Annotated in this window: 15 protein-coding genes; 13 read left to right on the top strand and 2 right to left on the bottom strand. The window is 63.1% G+C overall.

Annotation, left to right across the window (positions count from 1 at the left end; all coding sequences use genetic code 11):
- Nucleotides 1–80: 80 nt before the first annotated feature.
- The 3 genes from glpK to Q1B16_RS18080 all read left to right on the top strand — a co-directional run bounded on the left by glpK (nucleotide 81) and on the right by Q1B16_RS18080 (nucleotide 2,844).
- Entirely contained in the window at nucleotides 81–1,571 is a 1,491-nt protein-coding gene (gene glpK / locus Q1B16_RS18090) for a glycerol kinase GlpK (RefSeq protein WP_299792170.1), read from the top strand.
- Nucleotides 1,572–1,698: 127 nt separating this feature from the next.
- Nucleotides 1,699–2,247 (top strand): YeeE/YedE thiosulfate transporter family protein, encoded by a 549-nt coding sequence (locus Q1B16_RS18085; RefSeq protein WP_299792166.1) that lies wholly within the window; start codon nucleotides 1,699–1,701, stop codon nucleotides 2,245–2,247.
- A 3-nt stretch (nucleotides 2,248–2,250) separates the two neighbouring features.
- Entirely contained in the window at nucleotides 2,251–2,844 is a 594-nt protein-coding gene (locus Q1B16_RS18080) for a YeeE/YedE thiosulfate transporter family protein (protein ID WP_299792164.1), read from the top strand.
- A gap of 69 nt (nucleotides 2,845–2,913) precedes the next feature.
- On the opposite strand, the gene Q1B16_RS18075 is transcribed toward Q1B16_RS18080, so the two are convergent.
- On the bottom strand, nucleotides 2,914–3,903 hold the full coding sequence (locus tag Q1B16_RS18075) for an NAD(P)H-quinone oxidoreductase (protein WP_299792161.1): 990 nt from the start codon (nucleotides 3,901–3,903) through the stop codon (nucleotides 2,914–2,916).
- A gap of 226 nt (nucleotides 3,904–4,129) precedes the next feature.
- Here Q1B16_RS18075 and Q1B16_RS18070 point away from each other — a divergent pair, with 226 nt between their 5' ends.
- Together Q1B16_RS18070 and Q1B16_RS18065 are read left to right on the top strand one after the other, a co-directional pair.
- Nucleotides 4,130–5,419, top strand: a complete 1,290-nt coding sequence (locus Q1B16_RS18070; protein ID WP_299792158.1) for an O-acetylhomoserine aminocarboxypropyltransferase/cysteine synthase family protein — start codon at nucleotides 4,130–4,132, stop codon at nucleotides 5,417–5,419.
- Between the two features lie 175 nt (nucleotides 5,420–5,594).
- A complete protein-coding gene (locus Q1B16_RS18065; protein ID WP_299792153.1) occupies nucleotides 5,595–7,538 on the top strand; it encodes an OmpA family protein in 1,944 nt (647 codons plus the stop codon).
- A 110-nt stretch (nucleotides 7,539–7,648) separates the two neighbouring features.
- Here Q1B16_RS18065 and Q1B16_RS18060 read toward each other — a convergent pair whose 3' ends face one another.
- Entirely contained in the window at nucleotides 7,649–8,341 is a 693-nt protein-coding gene (locus Q1B16_RS18060) for a metal-dependent hydrolase (RefSeq protein ID WP_299792150.1), read from the bottom strand.
- Nucleotides 8,342–8,477: 136 nt separating this feature from the next.
- Between Q1B16_RS18060 and bchE the strand changes: the two genes are divergently transcribed.
- From bchE to Q1B16_RS18020, 8 genes are all read left to right on the top strand, one after another.
- Nucleotides 8,478–10,142: a magnesium-protoporphyrin IX monomethyl ester anaerobic oxidative cyclase gene (gene bchE, locus Q1B16_RS18055; protein WP_299792147.1), complete on the top strand. Its 1,665-nt coding sequence runs from the start codon at nucleotides 8,478–8,480 to the stop codon at nucleotides 10,140–10,142.
- A complete protein-coding gene (bchJ, locus tag Q1B16_RS18050; protein ID WP_299792144.1) occupies nucleotides 10,108–10,743 on the top strand; it encodes a bacteriochlorophyll 4-vinyl reductase in 636 nt (211 codons plus the stop codon). Before bchE ends, bchJ begins: the two co-directional genes overlap by 35 nt.
- Nucleotides 10,744–10,932: 189 nt before the next feature.
- Nucleotides 10,933–12,126, top strand: a complete 1,194-nt coding sequence (locus Q1B16_RS18045) for a GAF domain-containing protein (protein ID WP_299792141.1) — start codon at nucleotides 10,933–10,935, stop codon at nucleotides 12,124–12,126.
- Between the two features lie 118 nt (nucleotides 12,127–12,244).
- Nucleotides 12,245–12,532 (top strand): Asp-tRNA(Asn)/Glu-tRNA(Gln) amidotransferase subunit GatC, encoded by a 288-nt coding sequence (gene gatC, locus Q1B16_RS18040; RefSeq protein WP_299792138.1) that lies wholly within the window; start codon nucleotides 12,245–12,247, stop codon nucleotides 12,530–12,532.
- The gene (gene gatA, locus Q1B16_RS18035) at nucleotides 12,532–14,016 is read left to right on the top strand and encodes an Asp-tRNA(Asn)/Glu-tRNA(Gln) amidotransferase subunit GatA (RefSeq protein ID WP_299792135.1); all 1,485 of its coding nucleotides are present in this window, start codon (nucleotides 12,532–12,534) and stop codon (nucleotides 14,014–14,016) included. The genes gatC and gatA overlap by 1 nt, the downstream gene beginning before the upstream one ends.
- Nucleotides 14,017–14,038: 22 nt before the next feature.
- Complete coding sequence (locus Q1B16_RS18030; RefSeq protein WP_299792132.1) at nucleotides 14,039–14,797, top strand: hypothetical protein; 759 nt, start codon at nucleotides 14,039–14,041, stop codon at nucleotides 14,795–14,797.
- Between the two features lie 68 nt (nucleotides 14,798–14,865).
- Entirely contained in the window at nucleotides 14,866–15,456 is a 591-nt protein-coding gene (locus tag Q1B16_RS18025; RefSeq protein WP_299792348.1) for an N-acetylmuramoyl-L-alanine amidase, read from the top strand.
- Nucleotides 15,457–15,641: 185 nt separating this feature from the next.
- On the top strand, nucleotides 15,642–16,460 hold the full coding sequence (locus Q1B16_RS18020; RefSeq protein ID WP_299792130.1) for an IS110 family transposase: 819 nt from the start codon (nucleotides 15,642–15,644) through the stop codon (nucleotides 16,458–16,460).
- Nucleotides 16,461–16,477 lie beyond the last annotated feature (17 nt).

Below are 16,477 nucleotides of genomic sequence, written 5' to 3'. Positions count from 1 at the left end.
GTGATGACGCACCAAAATAACGGACCACCCGGTGAAATCGGGTGGTCCTTTGACCAAAGACCAAGGGAGGCCCGCCGCACATGACCCATATCCTTGCCATCGACCAAGGCACGACCTCGACGCGCGCCATCCTGTTTGACGAAACACTAAACGTCGTTGCCTCGGCGAAGGAAGAATTCGACCAGCATTACCCGCAAAGCGGCTGGGTCGAACATGACCCTTCGGACCTCTGGTCCACCACCGCCGCCACCTGCCGCGCCGCCATCGAAAAGGCAGGCGCAGGCACCGATGGCATCGCCGCCATCGGCATCACCAACCAGCGCGAAACCACACTGGTCTGGGACCGCGCCACAGGCAAACCGGTGTTCAATGCCATCGTCTGGCAGGACCGGCGCACCTCGGAGATGTGCAAGCGCCTCAAGGCCGAAGGCTTCGAGGACGTCGTGACCGACCGCACCGGGCTTTTGCTCGACCCGTATTTCAGCGGCACGAAGCTTGCGTGGATCCTCGACAATGTCGACGGCGTGCGTGCGCGGGCCGAGGCGGGGAAACTGGCGTTCGGCACGGTTGATACGTGGCTGGTGTGGAACCTGACGGGCGGCAAGGTGCATGTCACCGACGCCACCAATGCCGCGCGCACGATGCTCTACGACATCCGCAAGGGCCGGTGGTCGAAGACGATCTGCGACAAGCTTGGTATTCCCATGTCCATGTTGCCCGACGTCAAGGATTGCGCTGCCGAATTCGGCGAAACCCGCGCTGATCTGTTTGGCCGCCCGATCCCGATCTTGGGCATCGCAGGCGATCAGCAGGCGGCGACCGTGGGGCAGGCCTGTTTCAAGCCGGGGATGCTGAAATCGACCTATGGCACGGGGTGTTTTGCGCTGCTCAACACCGGCGACACGCCCGTGACCTCGACCAATCGCTTGCTTACGACCATCGCCTATCAACTCGATGGCAAACCGACCTATGCGCTCGAAGGCTCGATCTTCATCGCGGGCGCGGTGGTGCAATGGCTGCGCGACGGGTTGAAGATCATCCGCGAGGCCAAGGAAACCCAGCCGCTCGCTGAACGGGCCGACCCCAGCCAGGAGGTGGTGCTCGTGCCGGCGTTCACAGGCCTCGGCGCACCCTACTGGAACGCCGAATGCCGTGGCGCGATCTTTGGCCTGACCCGCAATTCAGGGCCCGAGGAGTTCGCCCGTGCGGCGTTGGAAAGCGTCGGCTTCCAGACCCGCGATTTGCTTGACGCGATGAAGGCCGACTGGTCCGGCACTTCGGAAACCGCGTTGCGCGTGGACGGAGGCATGAGCGCGTCGGATTGGACGATGCAATTCCTGTCCGACATCATCGACGCCCCGGTCGAACGGCCCAAAGTGCTCGAGACCACCGCGATGGGGGCAGCCTGGCTCGCTGGGTACAAGGCCGGTGTTTTGCCCGACATGGAGGCTTTTGCCGCGCAATGGGCCGTGGATGGCCGGTTCGAGCCGGACATGGCGGCCGATCTGCGGGACCGGAAATACGGCGCCTGGAAGCGGGCGATCGACGCGACGATCGGCTTTGCGGGGTGATCGGGCTGGGCGCGATGAGCTGCCCCACTTCCTATAAATTCGGCAAATCGCATGTGTTTGACGCAGATCAAGTCGGGAAAGCTGCTCTTTTGATATTCTGAAAGAAGAATATGAAGGAGCGCAACACATGGTACTCAACTGGAAAACCGGAGGGCTGCTGCTCGGGCTGGTGTTTTTCGCCGCCGTGCTGCTGGTCAAGCCCATCGGGGTGTCGACGCAGTTCGTGATCCTTGACGGGATCGTTGCGGACGTCGTGACCCCCGATTTCATCACCCAAACCGACGACGGGTATACCTCGACCAACGCCTATATGGCCAAGTCGAATGGCAGCTACGCCAAGAGCGCCGCCAACCCGTTGAACTACAGCTTTATTTTCGTTCTCGCGATGGCGCTGGGGGCCTTTGCCTCGGCCAGTCTGCGTGGAGGTATCGACGCGGTCGAACGCGTCGTCCCCGCGATCTGGCGGGCAAATTACGGCGACACGCCGGTGGCGCGATACGCGGTCGCATTTCTTGGTGGCTTCATCGTTCTTTACGGCGCGCGACTGGCCGGGGGCTGCACCTCTGGCCACATGATGTCGGGCATGATGCAGACCGCGCTGTCGGGCTACATCTTCGCCGCGGGCGCCTTTGCTGCCGCGATTCCCACCGCCATGCTGATGTATAGAAAGGGCTGAACCATGACCTCCATTCTTCTTGCGATCGTGATCGGTGCGGCTTTCGGGGCCGTGCTGGACCGGATCGGGGCGACGAACCCCAACTGGATCGGCGGGATGTTGACGCTGCGGCGGCTGCACCTGATGAAAACCATCCTTCTGGCCATCGGGGTCGGGTCGATCCTGATGTTCAGCGGTCAGATGCTGGGGCTGGTCGATGTGGGCCATATGTCGGTCAAGGCCGCTTATGTCGGTGTGTTCATCGGTGGGCTGATGCTGGGCGCTGGCTGGGCCGCGTCGGGCTATTGTCCCGGCACCGGCGTTGCCGCGGCGGCGACAGGGCGCAAGGACGCGCTCTTTTTCATCGCGGGCGGCTTGCTGGGTGCTGCGGCGTATATGGCGACCTATCCGGCATGGAAAGCCAGCGGTTTGCTGGACGATGTCGCAGGCGGCAAGGTGACGCTCGGGACCGTGCCGGGATCGTCCTATGACGGTCTCATGTCGATGTCGGGGGACGTTCTGGGCATCGTTCTGGGCGCTGTTTTCGTGCTGGTGGCCTTTGCGCTGCCGGACAGCCTTGTGGGCGAAGGCGATGCCGTCGAGGTGCCGGCCGAGTAGGTCCGACCTCTGTCTGGAAACGAAAACGCCCCGACGCACGCCGGGGCGTTTTTTATGGCGGAGGCGCGTTCAGGCGACCTTCAACACGATCTTGCCGATATGGGTCGAGCTTTCCATGCGCGTGTGGGCCTTCGCGGCGTCGGCCAGTGCGAACTCGCTGTCCATCACCGGCGCGATGCGGCCAGAGGCCAGATGCGGCCAGATCTCGGTCTCCAGATCGCGGGCGATGGCGGCCTTCGCCGCGACAGATTGCGGGCGCAGGGTCGATCCGGTGATGGTCTGCCGCTTCATCATCAGCGGCGCGAAGTTCACCTCGGCCTTGGGGCCTTGCAGGAAGGCGATCTGCACCAGACGCCCGTCTTCGGCCAGCGCCTTGAGGTTGCGCGGGATGTAATCGCCGCCCACCATGTCGAGGATCACATCCGCACCGCCTTGGGCCTGCATGAGGTCGACGAAATCCACCTCGCGGTAGTTCCACGCGGCCTCTGCGCCAAGCGCGAGGCAGGCGGTGCACTTGTCCTCGGACCCGGCGGTGGTGAACACCCGCGCTCCGCGCAACGCGGCCAATTGGATCGCCGTTGTGCCAATGCCGCTTGATCCGCCATGGACGAGAAACCGCTCGCCAGCCCGCAACCCGCCGCGCCGGAACACATTTGACCAAACGGTAAAAAACGTCTCGCAGAGCGCGGCTGCCCGGTCCATCGGCATGCCGTCGGGCACCGGTAAGGCGTGATCGGCAAATGTGGTCACGTATTCCGCGTAACCGCCCCCCGGCAACAGCGCCGTCACCGCGTCGCCTTCGGCCCAACGCGAGACACCTGCGCCCACCGCGGCTACGGTGCCAGCGGCTTCGAGTCCGGGCAGGGGCGACGCGTCGGGCGGCGGGTTGTAGAGCCCGGCCCGTTGCAGGGCATCGGGACGGTTGACCCCGGCATAGTCCACCTTGATCAGAATTTCCCCCGCCTTTGGGATTGGCACCGGAACGCTCACGGGTTTGAGTACCTCCGGCCCGCCATGCGTGCTGATTTCAACGGCGGTCATGGTGCTGGGGCGGGTCATGGCGATCAGGTCTCCTGTCTGGATGGTCTCCTTGTGTCGCAGATTGCCGGTCCACCGCAAGCCCGGGAAAACAGAGTTCTGCCGGGGCGTGGGCATGCGAAACGTCGGTCCTGTTCGGACGATCCGTTTCTGGACCTGCGTTCTTTCCCGAACAGCGGCAGTTGTGAGCCTCGTCGCGATGCCCTAATCCTGTGCGCAACCAGACATACCAATGGGGGAGATATCCATGACCGACGGACCCGACTACGGCTTCGACACGCTTCAGATCCATGCGGGCGCACGGCCCGATCCGGCGACCGGCGCACGGCAGGTGCCGATCTACCAGACCACGGCTTATGTGTTCCGCGATGCAGATCACGCGGCGGCTTTGTTCAACCTTCAGGAAGTGGGCTACATCTATTCCCGCCTGACCAACCCGACCGTCGCCGCGCTTCAGGAACGCATGGCGACGCTCGAAGGCGGGGCAGGTGCTGTCTGCTGTTCCTCGGGCCACGCGGCGCAGATCATGGCGCTTTTCCCGCTGATGGGGCCGGGCAAGAACGTGGTCGCCTCGACGCGGCTTTACGGCGGCACGGTCACGCAGTTCAGCCACACGATCAAACGGTTCGGCTGGTCCGCGACCTTTGTCGATTTCGACGATCTGGACGCGGTCAAGGCCGCGATCAACGACGACACCCGCGCGGTGTTCTGCGAATCCATCGCCAATCCGGGTGGCTACATCACCGATCTCGATGCGATTGCCGCCGTGGCCGATGACGCAGGTATCCCGCTGATCGTCGACAACACCTCGGCCACGCCGTACCTGTGCCGCCCCATCGAACATGGGGCTACGCTGGTCGTGCATTCGATGACCAAGTTCCTGACCGGCAATGGCACCGTCACCGGCGGCGTCGTGGTGGATTCGGGCAAGTTCGACTGGTCCGCGTCGGACAAGTTCCCGTCGCTCAGCGCGCCGGAACCGGCCTATCACGGTCTCAAGTTCCACGAGACCTTCGGCCCGCTCGCCTTTACCTTCCACGGCATCGCCATCGGGTTGCGCGATCTGGGCATGACGCTGAACCCGCAGGCGGCGCATTACACGCTCATGGGGATCGAGACGTTGTCCCTGCGGATGCAACGCCATGTCGAGAACGCGATGGAAGTGGCGTCCTGGCTCGAAACCCATGATGCGGTCGAGGCCGTGACCTATGCGGGCCTTCCGTCGTCGCCCTACAATCACCGGGTTGAGAAAATCTGCCCGAAGGGCGCGGGTGGTCTGTTCACGGTCAAGCTCAAGGGCGGCTACGACGCCTGCGTGAAATTCGTCGACTCGCTCGAGATTTTCAGCCACGTCGCGAACCTTGGCGACACGCGCAGCCTTGTCATTCACTCGGCCTCGACCACGCACCGGCAATTGACGCCGGAACAGCAGGAAGCGGCGGGTGCCGGGCCCAGCGTGGTGCGGATCTCCATCGGGATCGAGGATCCGACGGATCTGATCGCCGATCTGAACAAGGCGCTGAACGCGGTCAAGTAAGACTGCGTTCAGGCTTTCAGGGCCAAAGACGCGTCTATTATGAAGAGAAAAACAGGCCCCTTTCTGCCACGGCAGGCGGGGCCTGTTGCTTTTGTTCCGCCTCCAACGCGGAACAAATCAGACCGGTCCCACGTTCTTTGAACCAGTCCGATTGGACATTTCAAAGGAGATTGCCATGACACCGGTCAAACTGATGACGGCTTCGGCCACAGCACTGACCATCGCCCTGAGCGGACCAATAGCGGCCCAACAGGCCGACGATACGCTGCCGCCGGGGCAAATGAAACAATTGTTGGACGCGCTGGCAGACCAGTGTGAAACCGATGCCGAACAGCCGGACACGCTCAACTGCACGCTCGTGACCGCTGCGACGTCCGACCCTTCGCTGGGAGCGCAGGTCGTGACCATGGCCGAGTCCATGGTTGAGGCGGGAGTTGAATTGCCCGGTGTGGATCTGGAACAAGTCCTGGCACGCGGTACGGACGCTCAAGACAATGTGGCGGGCGGCGATGCGTCCCCGGCACCGGAGGCGGCTGACGCCGCGGACCCGCAAGCGGATACGCCGGAAGCTGACTCTGCGTCGCCAGAAACCGAAGAGCTTGCCGAAGCGCCTGAAGAACAAGCGCCTGAGGAAGACGCGGCTGATCAGGACGTGACTGCGGAGGCTCCGGCCGAGGCGCCAGAAGAAGAGGAGACCGTTGAAGATACGGTTGAGGCTACAGAGCCGACCGCCGAGGCAGAGGCGGAAAGCGCCACTGACCAGGACGCGACTGCGGAGGCTCCGGTCGATGCGCCGGCAGAAGAAGAGACCGCTGAAGAGACGGTCGAGCCTACAGAGCCGACCGCCGAGGCAGAAGCGGAAAACGCCGATGACGACTTGGCGCAGGCTCTCGAGCAGGCGGAGAATTCGGAAAGTGACGCGACTGCGGAGCAGCCCGCCGATCAAGCGTCCGACACCGCTGCTTCTGACGCGCCGGAAGTGCCCGAACTTGACGACGAAGCGCAGGCTGCGGCTGTGGCTGAAAGCGAAAACAGGGTCATGCAAAGCGCCGCTGCGGCATCCGCAAGTGACGAAGACTCTCCCGAGGCCAAACAGGAAACCGTGACGGAAGAGAACGTGCGGCAGTCCACGGAAGATTTCGACACAGACGTCACTCAGGCCCCTGATGCAGAGACTGGCGCGGAAACCCAAGAGGCGCGCTCTGAAGACGACGATGACGACGGCATCGACCCGATCTTTGCCGCCGGTGCCGTGGCCTTCGGTGCCGCTGTTCTTGCCGATATCCTGCAAGGCGATGACGAGGTGGTCTCGAACAGCGGAGATCGGGTGGTCATCGAAAACAACGGCCAGTACCGTGTTCTGCGCAATGACGATGTGCTTCTGCGTCGTCCCGGTGCCGAAATCACGACATATGAATACAACGACGGATCGACCCGTAACGTCGTCAGCTACGATGATGGCACTGTTGTGGAAACCGTGCGCGCCGCCAACGGTCAGGTTCTACGCCGGACGCGAACCCTTCAGGATGGGACAGAAGTCGTCCTGTTCGACGACACGCAGCAAACCGAACAGGTGGTGGTCAACGAATTGCCGCAAGCCACAGACGCCGGGACCCGGAACCGCGTGATCTACCAGGGTGGGTCGGACGCAGATGAACTGGAACGGGCGCTGGCGGCACAGGCCGAAACCCCGGTCAATCGTCGCTTTTCGCTCAACCAGGTGCGCAACATCGACCGCGTGCGCGAGCTCGTGCCGGAAGTGACCGTCAACAACATCAACTTCGAATCCGGCAGCGCCGCCATCCGTGCCGAGGAAGCCGAGGAATTGCGCGCCTTGGGCCTCGCGATGCGGGCTGCCATCGAACGCAATCCGGGTGAGGTGTTCCTGATCGAAGGCCATACCGACGCGGTTGGAAGCTACGCATTCAACCTCGCGCTCTCGGACCGCAGGGCGGAATCGGTGGCGCTTGCCCTGACCGAATATTTCGACGTGCCTCCCGAGAACATGGTGCTTCAGGGCTACGGTGAAAGCGACCTTCTGATCGAAACGCAGGTGTCGGAACGTGCCAATCGCCGCGCCGCCATTCGTCGGATCACGCCGCTACTGCAAGGCGGCTGATCGGCTCACACTTACAAATTGCCAAAACGAAAGTGGCCGGGGAGCACTGTTCCCCGGCCATTCTTATTCGACAACGCAACCCGTGTGCGCGTGATTGAGATCCTGTGCGGTCAAATCGAGATCGCCTGCATCACCTGCGGTTCGATCACGTCCACGTCGGGCAGGGCGCGGATTAACCCTTCGGCCGATTGCTCCAGCGCCGGGAAGGTCCGGTAGTGGCAAGGGATCAGCGTCTTGAAGTCGAAATACCGCTTCGCAGCATAGGCCACACCTGCCATGTCCATCGTATAGTATCCGCCCGCTGACAGGATGCCGATGTCGGGTTTGTAGTAATCCCCGATCCACTCCATGTCGGCCATGATCGACGTATCGCCCGAGAAATAGAGCGTCTTGCCATCGCCGCGCAGGATGAAGCCCGTCTCCATCCCCATGTAGCGCTTGTCGTCGCCGACCTGCATGGAGGACGAGTGCGACGCGGGCACCAGCGTCGCCGCGACATTGCCCAGCGTGATCGTCCCGCCCTTGTTGAAGGCATGGCCCTCTTTCGCGCCAAGCCCGTGCAGGTGCTGCGCCAGTTCGACCATCCCGGACACCGGCGCGCCGGTCTTGTCCGAGATCTCCACGATGTCGGCGGTGTGGTCAAAGTGGCCGTGGGTGACGAGGATATGCGTCGCCCCCGCGATGGCGGCCTCGGTATCCTGACCGTCCATCATGGGATTGCCGTTGATCCAAGGATCGATAAGCAGGATTTGGTCGCCGATTTCGATGCGGAACGATCCATGTCCCAGCCAGATGATGTTCATGTCTGTCTCCCCTTCGCTGTTCGCACGCAGGCTAGCACATGGGGGGTGCAGGAAAAGGGGCGCGTCATTTTGATCTGTGTCAAATATTTCTGACGCATAAGGTGTCAGGATGAGTTTACACATAGGGAGACTCGCCATGCGCATCTTGTTCGTTCATCCAAATTACCGCTCTGGCGGGGCCGAGATCGCTGGGACATGGCCCCCGGCCTGGGTCGCCTACCTGACCGGGCATCTGCGCCAGGCCGGGTTCGACGATGTCGCATTCATCGACGCGATGACCGACAATCTCGACGACGCCGAAGTGGCCCGTCGGATGGAAGAGATCAATCCCGACGTGGTGGGCGTCACCGCCATCACCCCGTCGATCTACCGCGCCGAAGATGTGCTCAAGATCGCGAGCGAGGTGGTTCCGAATGCCGTGCGCGTCATGGGCGGCGTACACGCGACCTTCATGTTCAAACAGGTGCTGTCCGAGGCGCCCTGGATCGACGTGATCGTGCGCGGCGAGGGGGAAGAGATCTGCACCGAGCTGATGCTGGCCATCGAAGACGGGCGCTGGCCCGCCGACAAGCACAAGATTAAAGGTCTGGCCTTCCTCGACGGCGACCAGATCGTCGCGACCCCGGCCGCCAGCACGGTCAAGGACCTGTCCAAGATCAAGCCGGACTGGACCGTGCTGGAATGGTCGAAATACATCTACATCCCGCTGGGCACCCGCGTTGCCATCCCGAACCTTGCCCGCGGCTGTCCGTTCACCTGTTCGTTCTGTTCGCAGTGGAAGTTCTGGCGTGATTACCGCGTGCGCGATCCCAAGGACGTGGTGGACGAAATCGAGGATCTGGTGAACAACCACGGCGTCGGGTTCTTCATCCTTGCCGACGAAGAACCCACCATCAACAAGAAGAAATTTGTCGCCTTCTGTCAGGAATTGATCGACAGGGGCCTGCCGAAACGGGTGAAATGGGGCATCAACACGCGGGTGACGGACATCTACCGCGACCGCGATTTGCTTAAGTTCTACCGCAAGGCGGGGCTGGTGCATGTGTCCTTGGGCACCGAGGCGGCAGCGCAGATGAAACTCGACATCTTCAACAAGGAAACAAAGGTCGAGGAAAACAAGGAAGCCATCCGCCTTCTGCGCGAGGCCGATATCCTTGTCGAGGCGCAGTTCATCGTCGGTTTGGACAACGAAACGCCCGAGACGCTGGAAGAAACCTACAAGATGGCGTGGGACTGGCAACCCGATCTTGCCAACTGGTCGATGTATACGCCTTGGCCCTTTACGCCGCTTTTTCAGGAGATGAAGGATCAGGTCGAGGTCTTTGATTTCAGTCGCTATAACTTCGTCACGCCGATCATGAAGCCCGCCGCGATGGAGCGGGGGGAGTTGCTGGACGGCGTGATGAACAATTACCGCCGCTTCTACATGAAAAAAGCCCTGTTCCATTACCCATGGCGCGGCACAGGGTTCCGGCGGCGGTACCTTCTGGGCTGTCTCTACGCCTTCCTGAAGGCAGGCGTGGGCCGGACGTTCTACGATCTGGGCAAGGTCGGCTACACCGGCCCGCAATCGAAGAACAAGCTCGACTTCCATTTTGACGAAACCCGCACCATCGCCGAGGCGCAGATGGAGGATTGGGAGGCCAGCGCCGACAAGGCCGCCGCGGCCAAGGAACGCCGCGCGGCGGTGAAGGCGCAGATGAAGGAACGCGCCACCATCCGGACGCAGGACTTCAAACTGCCCAACGGGGCCGAGATCAAGGCCTGTGGGGGAGGGTCGCAGCAAATGGAGGACGTCTAAGGATGTCCGCCACGAAGGGCCTTCCGGCGCGCTGATCGGACCGAACGCCATTCTCCAGCTCTTGCCGCAGATCGAACGGCTCGGCGGTGAGGCGCGGGTGGCGCAGATGCTGGCCGAAGCGAGGGTGTTCGAGGTACCCGACGGGTCGAGGATGATCCCGGAGGGCGACGCGGCACGCCTGCACCAGCTTTTGCGCCGGAAAGAGCCGATGCTCGCGCCGGAACTCGCCGCCCGGGCAGGGCGCGGCACAGCGGAATACATCCTCGGCCACCGCATCCCGACGCCGGTGCAGGCGGTGCTCAAGGTTTTGCCTGCGCCCCTTGCCGCCCGCCTTCTGTCCAAAGCCATCGCAAAACACGCCTGGACCTTCGCGGGATCGGGTGCGTTCCGGGTCGTGTCGCCGTGGTGTTTCGAGATCGCGCACAACCCGATCGTGCGCGGTGAACGCAGCGGGATCCCGCTGTGTCACTGGCATGTGGCCGTTTTCGCCCGACTCTATCAGGTCTTGGTGCATCCACAGGCGATCTGCGTCGAAAACACGTGCTGCGCCGTGCACGCGCAAAGTCAATGTCGATTTGAGCTGACAGTCGGAACTCATTGATAACAATAGATTTTCAGATGCGGCGAACATTTTCCCGTTGCGCGCAGCGAATTCCCAACTAATTTGCGGCCCCTAACCGGTCGGTATTCACACCCGATTGGGACGTGAATTGGCGACCGTGCTCTGGGGTGGGTACATCAGGTCGCACATCCCGGCCCTTGCCGGGTCGCGGTAAGGGAGTGGTTGGGTTTGAGTGCGCACGAGCCAGAGCAGATAACGCAGTTTCCGTCCGAGAGCGGGGCCGATGCGCGCGCACGTCTGACGGACCCGGATCGCCTCAAGGCGCTGGGCCAGACGGGGGTGATGGATTTGCCACCCGAAGAGCCGTTCGACCGGACCGTGCGTCTGGCCACCGCGATGCTGGGTGTTCCAGTCGGACTTGCCTCTTTCGTCGATGACGAACGGCAGTATTTCAAAGCGCAATGCGGTTTGTCCGATGTCCACGGTGATCTGCGTGAAACGCCCCTGTCGCATTCCTTCTGCCAATATGTCGTCGCCCATGACACGACGCTGGCCGTGTCGGACGCGCGAACGCATCCGCTTCTGCATGCCAACCTCGCCATCGCAGACCTTGGCGTCATTGCCTATCTGGGTGTCCCGATCCACGCGCCGACCGGCGAAACCATCGGATCTTTCTGCGCCATCGACACCAAGCCCCGCGACTGGACACAAAGTGATGTCGCGCTTCTGACCGATCTGACCGCGATGCTGGAGACCGAACTCAAGCTGCGACACGAGCGGGACACGATGGAAACACTGGCCCGCGAATTGAATCATCGGGTGAAGAACTTGTTTTCGATCGTCGGGGGCATGATCGCGTTCACGGCCCGGTCCACCGACACGTCAACGGACATGGCCCAGATCCTGCAAGGACGATTGGCGGCGCTGGACGTGGCACATTCGCTGATCAGCCCGGCGATTGCCAAGGGGGAAACAGATCGCCAGAGCGTCGGCCTGCGCCCGCTGGTCGAGCAGCTTCTCGCACCGCATCTGTCCAAAGGATGGGGGCAGGTGACGCTCGATCTGCCCGATCTGGCGGTTGTCGGACAGGCCGTCACCGATCTGTCGCTGGTGATCCACGAGCTTGCGACGAATGGCGCAAAATACGGATCCTTGTCACTTCCCGACGGCCGTGTCGATCTGATCGCTCGTCTGGAGGGGGATATCCTGACCCTTGTCTGGCGCGAAACGGGGGGGCCCGCCATTTCCGCGCCGCCGACCGAACGGGGGTTCGGCAGCAGGCTGATCGAAACAAGTGTGACGCAGCAAATGAGCGGGACGCTGGACACGGACTGGCACCCGGGCGGTGTCGAACACGCGCTGACACTTCCGCAATCGCTTTTCGTGCTGCCGGACGGTATCGGCCCGGCGGCTGCCGAGTGATCCCGAGGCCCGCGTTCACGCCGCGTTGAGGCGTCGGTCGCGCCACTTGAACCCACCCCAAGGTATCGCTAAACGCTGCCACAGATCTCACGTCCGCCAACCTCAGGGGAGTCCGCGCATGTCCATCGACATCGAAACCGCCGCCCGCGTGGCCAAGCTCGCGCGCATCCGCGTCGAAGACGATGCGTTGCCCGCCCTGGCGCAGGAATTCTCGAACATTCTCGGTTTCATCGAGCAATTGAACGAGGTCGATGTCGACGGTGTCGAGCCGATGGTCAGCGTGGAGCCGATGCGGCTCAAGCGGCGTCAGGACGGCGTGACCGATGGCGGCATGCAGGGCAAGATCCTGTCCAACGCGCCCGACGCCCGCGAGGGCTTTTTCGCCGTGCCGAAGGTGGTGGAATAATGACCGATCTGACCAAGCTCAAAATCTCCGAAGCCCGCGACGCGCTGCGCAAGGGCGAGGTGACCAGCGTCGAACTGACCGAGGCGTGCCTTGTCGCGATCGACCAAGCCGATGCGCTGGGCGCGTTTGTCCACAAGACGCCCGAGGTCGCGATGGGTCAGGCGAAATCCGCCGATGACCGGATCAAGGCCGGCGACGCGCCGGACCTCTGTGGCATCCCGCTGGGGATCAAGGATCTTTTCTGCACCAAAGGCGTGCCAAGCCAGGCCGCCAGCGCGATCCTCAACGGCTTCAAGCCGGAATACGAAAGCACCGTCACCAGCCAGCTTTTCGGCGCAGGAGCGGTCATGCTGGGCAAGCTCAACATGGACGAGTTTGCCATGGGCTCGTCTAATGAGACATCGACCTACGGCAACGCGATTAACCCGTGGCGGCGCGGCAATGACGATGCGGCGCTGACGCCCGGTGGGTCCTCCGGTGGTTCGGCCAGCGCCGTGGCAGCCGATCTCTGCCTTGCCGCCACCGGCACCGATACCGGCGGCTCCATCCGCCAGCCCGCCGCCTTCACAGGCATCACCGGGATCAAGCCGACCTACGGTCGTTGCTCGCGCTGGGGCATCGTCGCCTTTGCGTCCTCGCTGGATCAGGCGGGTCCGATGACCAAGGACGTGCGCGACGCCGCCATCATGCTTGAAGCGATGTGCGGCCACGACCCGAAAGACAGCACCTCCGCCGATCTGGCCGTGCCGAATTTCGAGGCGATGCTGACCGGCGACATCAAGGGCAAGGTGATCGGCATCCCGCGCGAATACCGCATGGACGGCATGCCCGACGAGATCGAGGCGCTCTGGTCCGAGGGGCGCCGGATGCTCGAAGATGCCGGCGCCGTGATCCGCGACATCAGCCTGCCGCACACCAAATACGCGCTGCCCGCCTATTACGTGATCGCCCCCGCCGAGGCGTCCTCGAACCTCGCCCGCTACGATGGCGTGCGCTATGGCCACCGCGCGAAACTGTCCCAGGGCGACGGCATCACCGAGATGTACGAGAAAACCCGCGCGGAAGGCTTCGGGGCCGAGGTGCAGCGCCGCGTGATGGTGGGAACCTATGTGCTGTCCGCGGGTTTCTACGATGCCTACTACAACCGCGCACGCAAGGTCCGCACCTTGATCAAGAAAGACTTCGAGGATGTCTTCGCCGAAGGGATCGACGCGATCCTGACGCCCGCCACGCCGTCGGCGGCGTTCGAGCTGGGCAAAGTGCACACCGACCCGGTCGAGATGTATCTCAACGATGTCTTCACCGTGACAGTCAACCTTGCGGGGCTCCCGGGCATCTCGGTGCCCACCGGTCTCGACAAGCAGGGGCTGCCGCTGGGGCTCCAACTGATCGGGCATCCGTGGGAAGAAGGTGATTTGCTGAATACCGCTTACGCGCTTGAGCAGGCGGCCGGGTTTGTGGCGAAGCCCTCCCAATGGTGGTAAAACGCGCCGAACGAGGCAGGACATGACCAAGACACACCGTTCCATCCGTATGCTGGCCGGAGGCAGCCTGATCGTGGCCCTGACCGCCTGCACCACGCAGGTGCCTGACAGCGCCCGCGGCGTCGGCTTCGACAATTACGATCAATACCAGCAGCGCCGCGATGCGGTTCTCGAAGGCCGTGCGGCCTCGACGACGATTGGCGCCCCACCCACCGTCACGGGCGCGCCGCTTTCCGCGACCGGGCCGGTGTCGGCGGCGCAGTCGGGTGCGCAAATCACGCCCTCAGGCCCTCTGGATGACGTGGCGCTGGAAGCGCGGCGCGCGAATTCGGGGGTCGACCCGGTGAACGCCTCACCGGGCAATCCGGCACCGCAGATCGTCGAAAACGATGCCGGCATTTCGGCCGAGAACGATTTCGACGCCGTGTCCAACACGCGCAGCATCGAAGGCGACGCCGCCCTGATCGCGCAGAACCGCGCGCGCTACCAGATCATCCAACCCGAAGCCCTGCCGACACGGCCCGGCACTGACACGCCCAACATCGTGGCTTACGCGTTGCAGACGACCAACCCCAAGGGCGCGCCGATCTACCGGCGGTCGTCCTTCGCGTCGGAAAACCGTCACCTGCGCAATTGCGCGGCCTTCACCTCCGCCGATCTCGCACAGGAAGAATTCCTCGCCAATGGCGGGCCGGAGCGGGATCGTCAGAACCTTGACCCCGACGGTGACGGTTTTGCCTGCGACTGGGATCCGGCCCCGTTCCGCGCGGTGCGCAACTGACGCCGGTCTGGCACCCATCCCCCAATTGCGGGCCGCGGCGCGACGGCGCGCGGCCTGACTTGATCGTCCTGCACTACACCGCGATGGACTGCGCAGAGAAGGCGCGCGATTGGCTGTGCCACGATGAGGCACAAGTTTCGGCGCATTATGTCATCGGCCCGGATGGCACGGTCTGGCAGTTGGTGGATGAAGCCGACCGCGCCTGGCACGCCGGGGCGGGGGCGTGGGGGCCGGTCACGGATGTGAATTCCCGATCTATCGGGATCGAGATCGCCAATACCGGCAGCACGCCCTTTGCCGCGAAACAGATGGACGCGCTCGACACGCTGGTGGCGGCGATCATGGCGCGCCACGCGATCCCGCCCGAACGGGTCATCGGCCATTCCGACATGGCGCCAGGCCGCAAGATCGATCCCGGCGCGCGGTTCGACTGGCGCCGCCTCGCGCGGCAGGGCCTTGCCATTTGGCCGGAGCCAGAGGGGGAGGGCGATTTCACGGACAATGTCCGCGCCTTTGGCTACACCGCCGACGTGCCGCGCGACACGCTGCTGGCCGCGTTCCGCCTGCGCTTCCGCCCCGGCGCCACCGGACCGCTCGATGACACCGACCGCGCGATCATGGCCAATCTCGCAAAGCGCTGGCCCGTCGCCACAACCTAGGCTTCTTTGGGCTGAAAATACGAGTCTGTTTGCATTGGTGTATTTTGGTCGCGGGCGGGAGCTCGTTAAATACCTGATGGTCTGACATCGCCCCGAGGCTTGAGCCCCGCCCGCTTACGGATGTCCTGCACACTTGATTGGGACGGTTGCCGCCGATCCCGTATGACTGGAACAGGGGAAGTATGATGGAAAATGTATTCGGTGTCGACGTTGCAAAGGCCTGGATTGATGTGGCTGGTCCAGATGGGTACCAGCGTGTTTCAAACAAGGACCTCACCGCCTTCGCGCAAGCGGTTCGCGCGGTGCACGGGGGTGTGGTTTTTGAAGCGTCTGGCGGATGTGAAACGCCTTTGCGGACGGCTCTTGGGACGGTGGGTGTGCCCGCGATCCGGGTCAATCCGCGTCGGTCGCGCGCGTTTGCCAACTCGCTCGGGCGGCTGGCCAAGACGGACAAGGTCGACGCGCAGGTTCTGCGCGAGATGGGGCAGCGACTGGACCTGCCGGAATGTCCACCCGACAGCGAAGAGATGTTGCATCTCAAGGCTTTGCAGCTGCGCCGCCGACAATTGGTCGAGGATGCAAAACGCGAGAAGGTCCGCTGGACGCAGACCACAGATCCACAGACGAGGCGTTCGATCCAACGCGTGTTGGACGTTTTGAAGGAGGAAGTGGCTGTGCTTTCCAGGCAGATCGAGGCGTGCATCGCAGCGTCCCGCGACTTGTCAGAGCGCGCGCACTTGCTGCGGGGTGCACCCGGGGTCGGGCCGGTCGTGGCCACCGCCCTGCTGACGGAATTGCCTGAACTGGGTGCGCTCTCACCCCGCCAGGTCGCAGCCCTTGTGGGCGTCGCGCCGATGGCCCGTGATAGCGGAACGCGCATCGGCAAACGGCGTATCGGCGGCGGCCGCAAAAGCCTGCGAGATGCCCTGTATATGGCCGGCTTGAGTGCCTCTCGATCTGATCCCGGTTTACGAGCCTTCGCTGAGCGACTGAAGGAGAACTGAAAGGCTCCAAAGCAAGC

Origin of the sequence: uncultured Marivita sp. (genome assembly GCF_947488135.1) — a bacterium.
In the GTDB taxonomy this organism is placed as follows: Bacteria; Pseudomonadota; Alphaproteobacteria; order Rhodobacterales; family Rhodobacteraceae; genus Marivita.
Note: the sequence above shows the minus strand (reverse complement) of the source record. Positions and strands in the feature narration are given on the sequence as shown.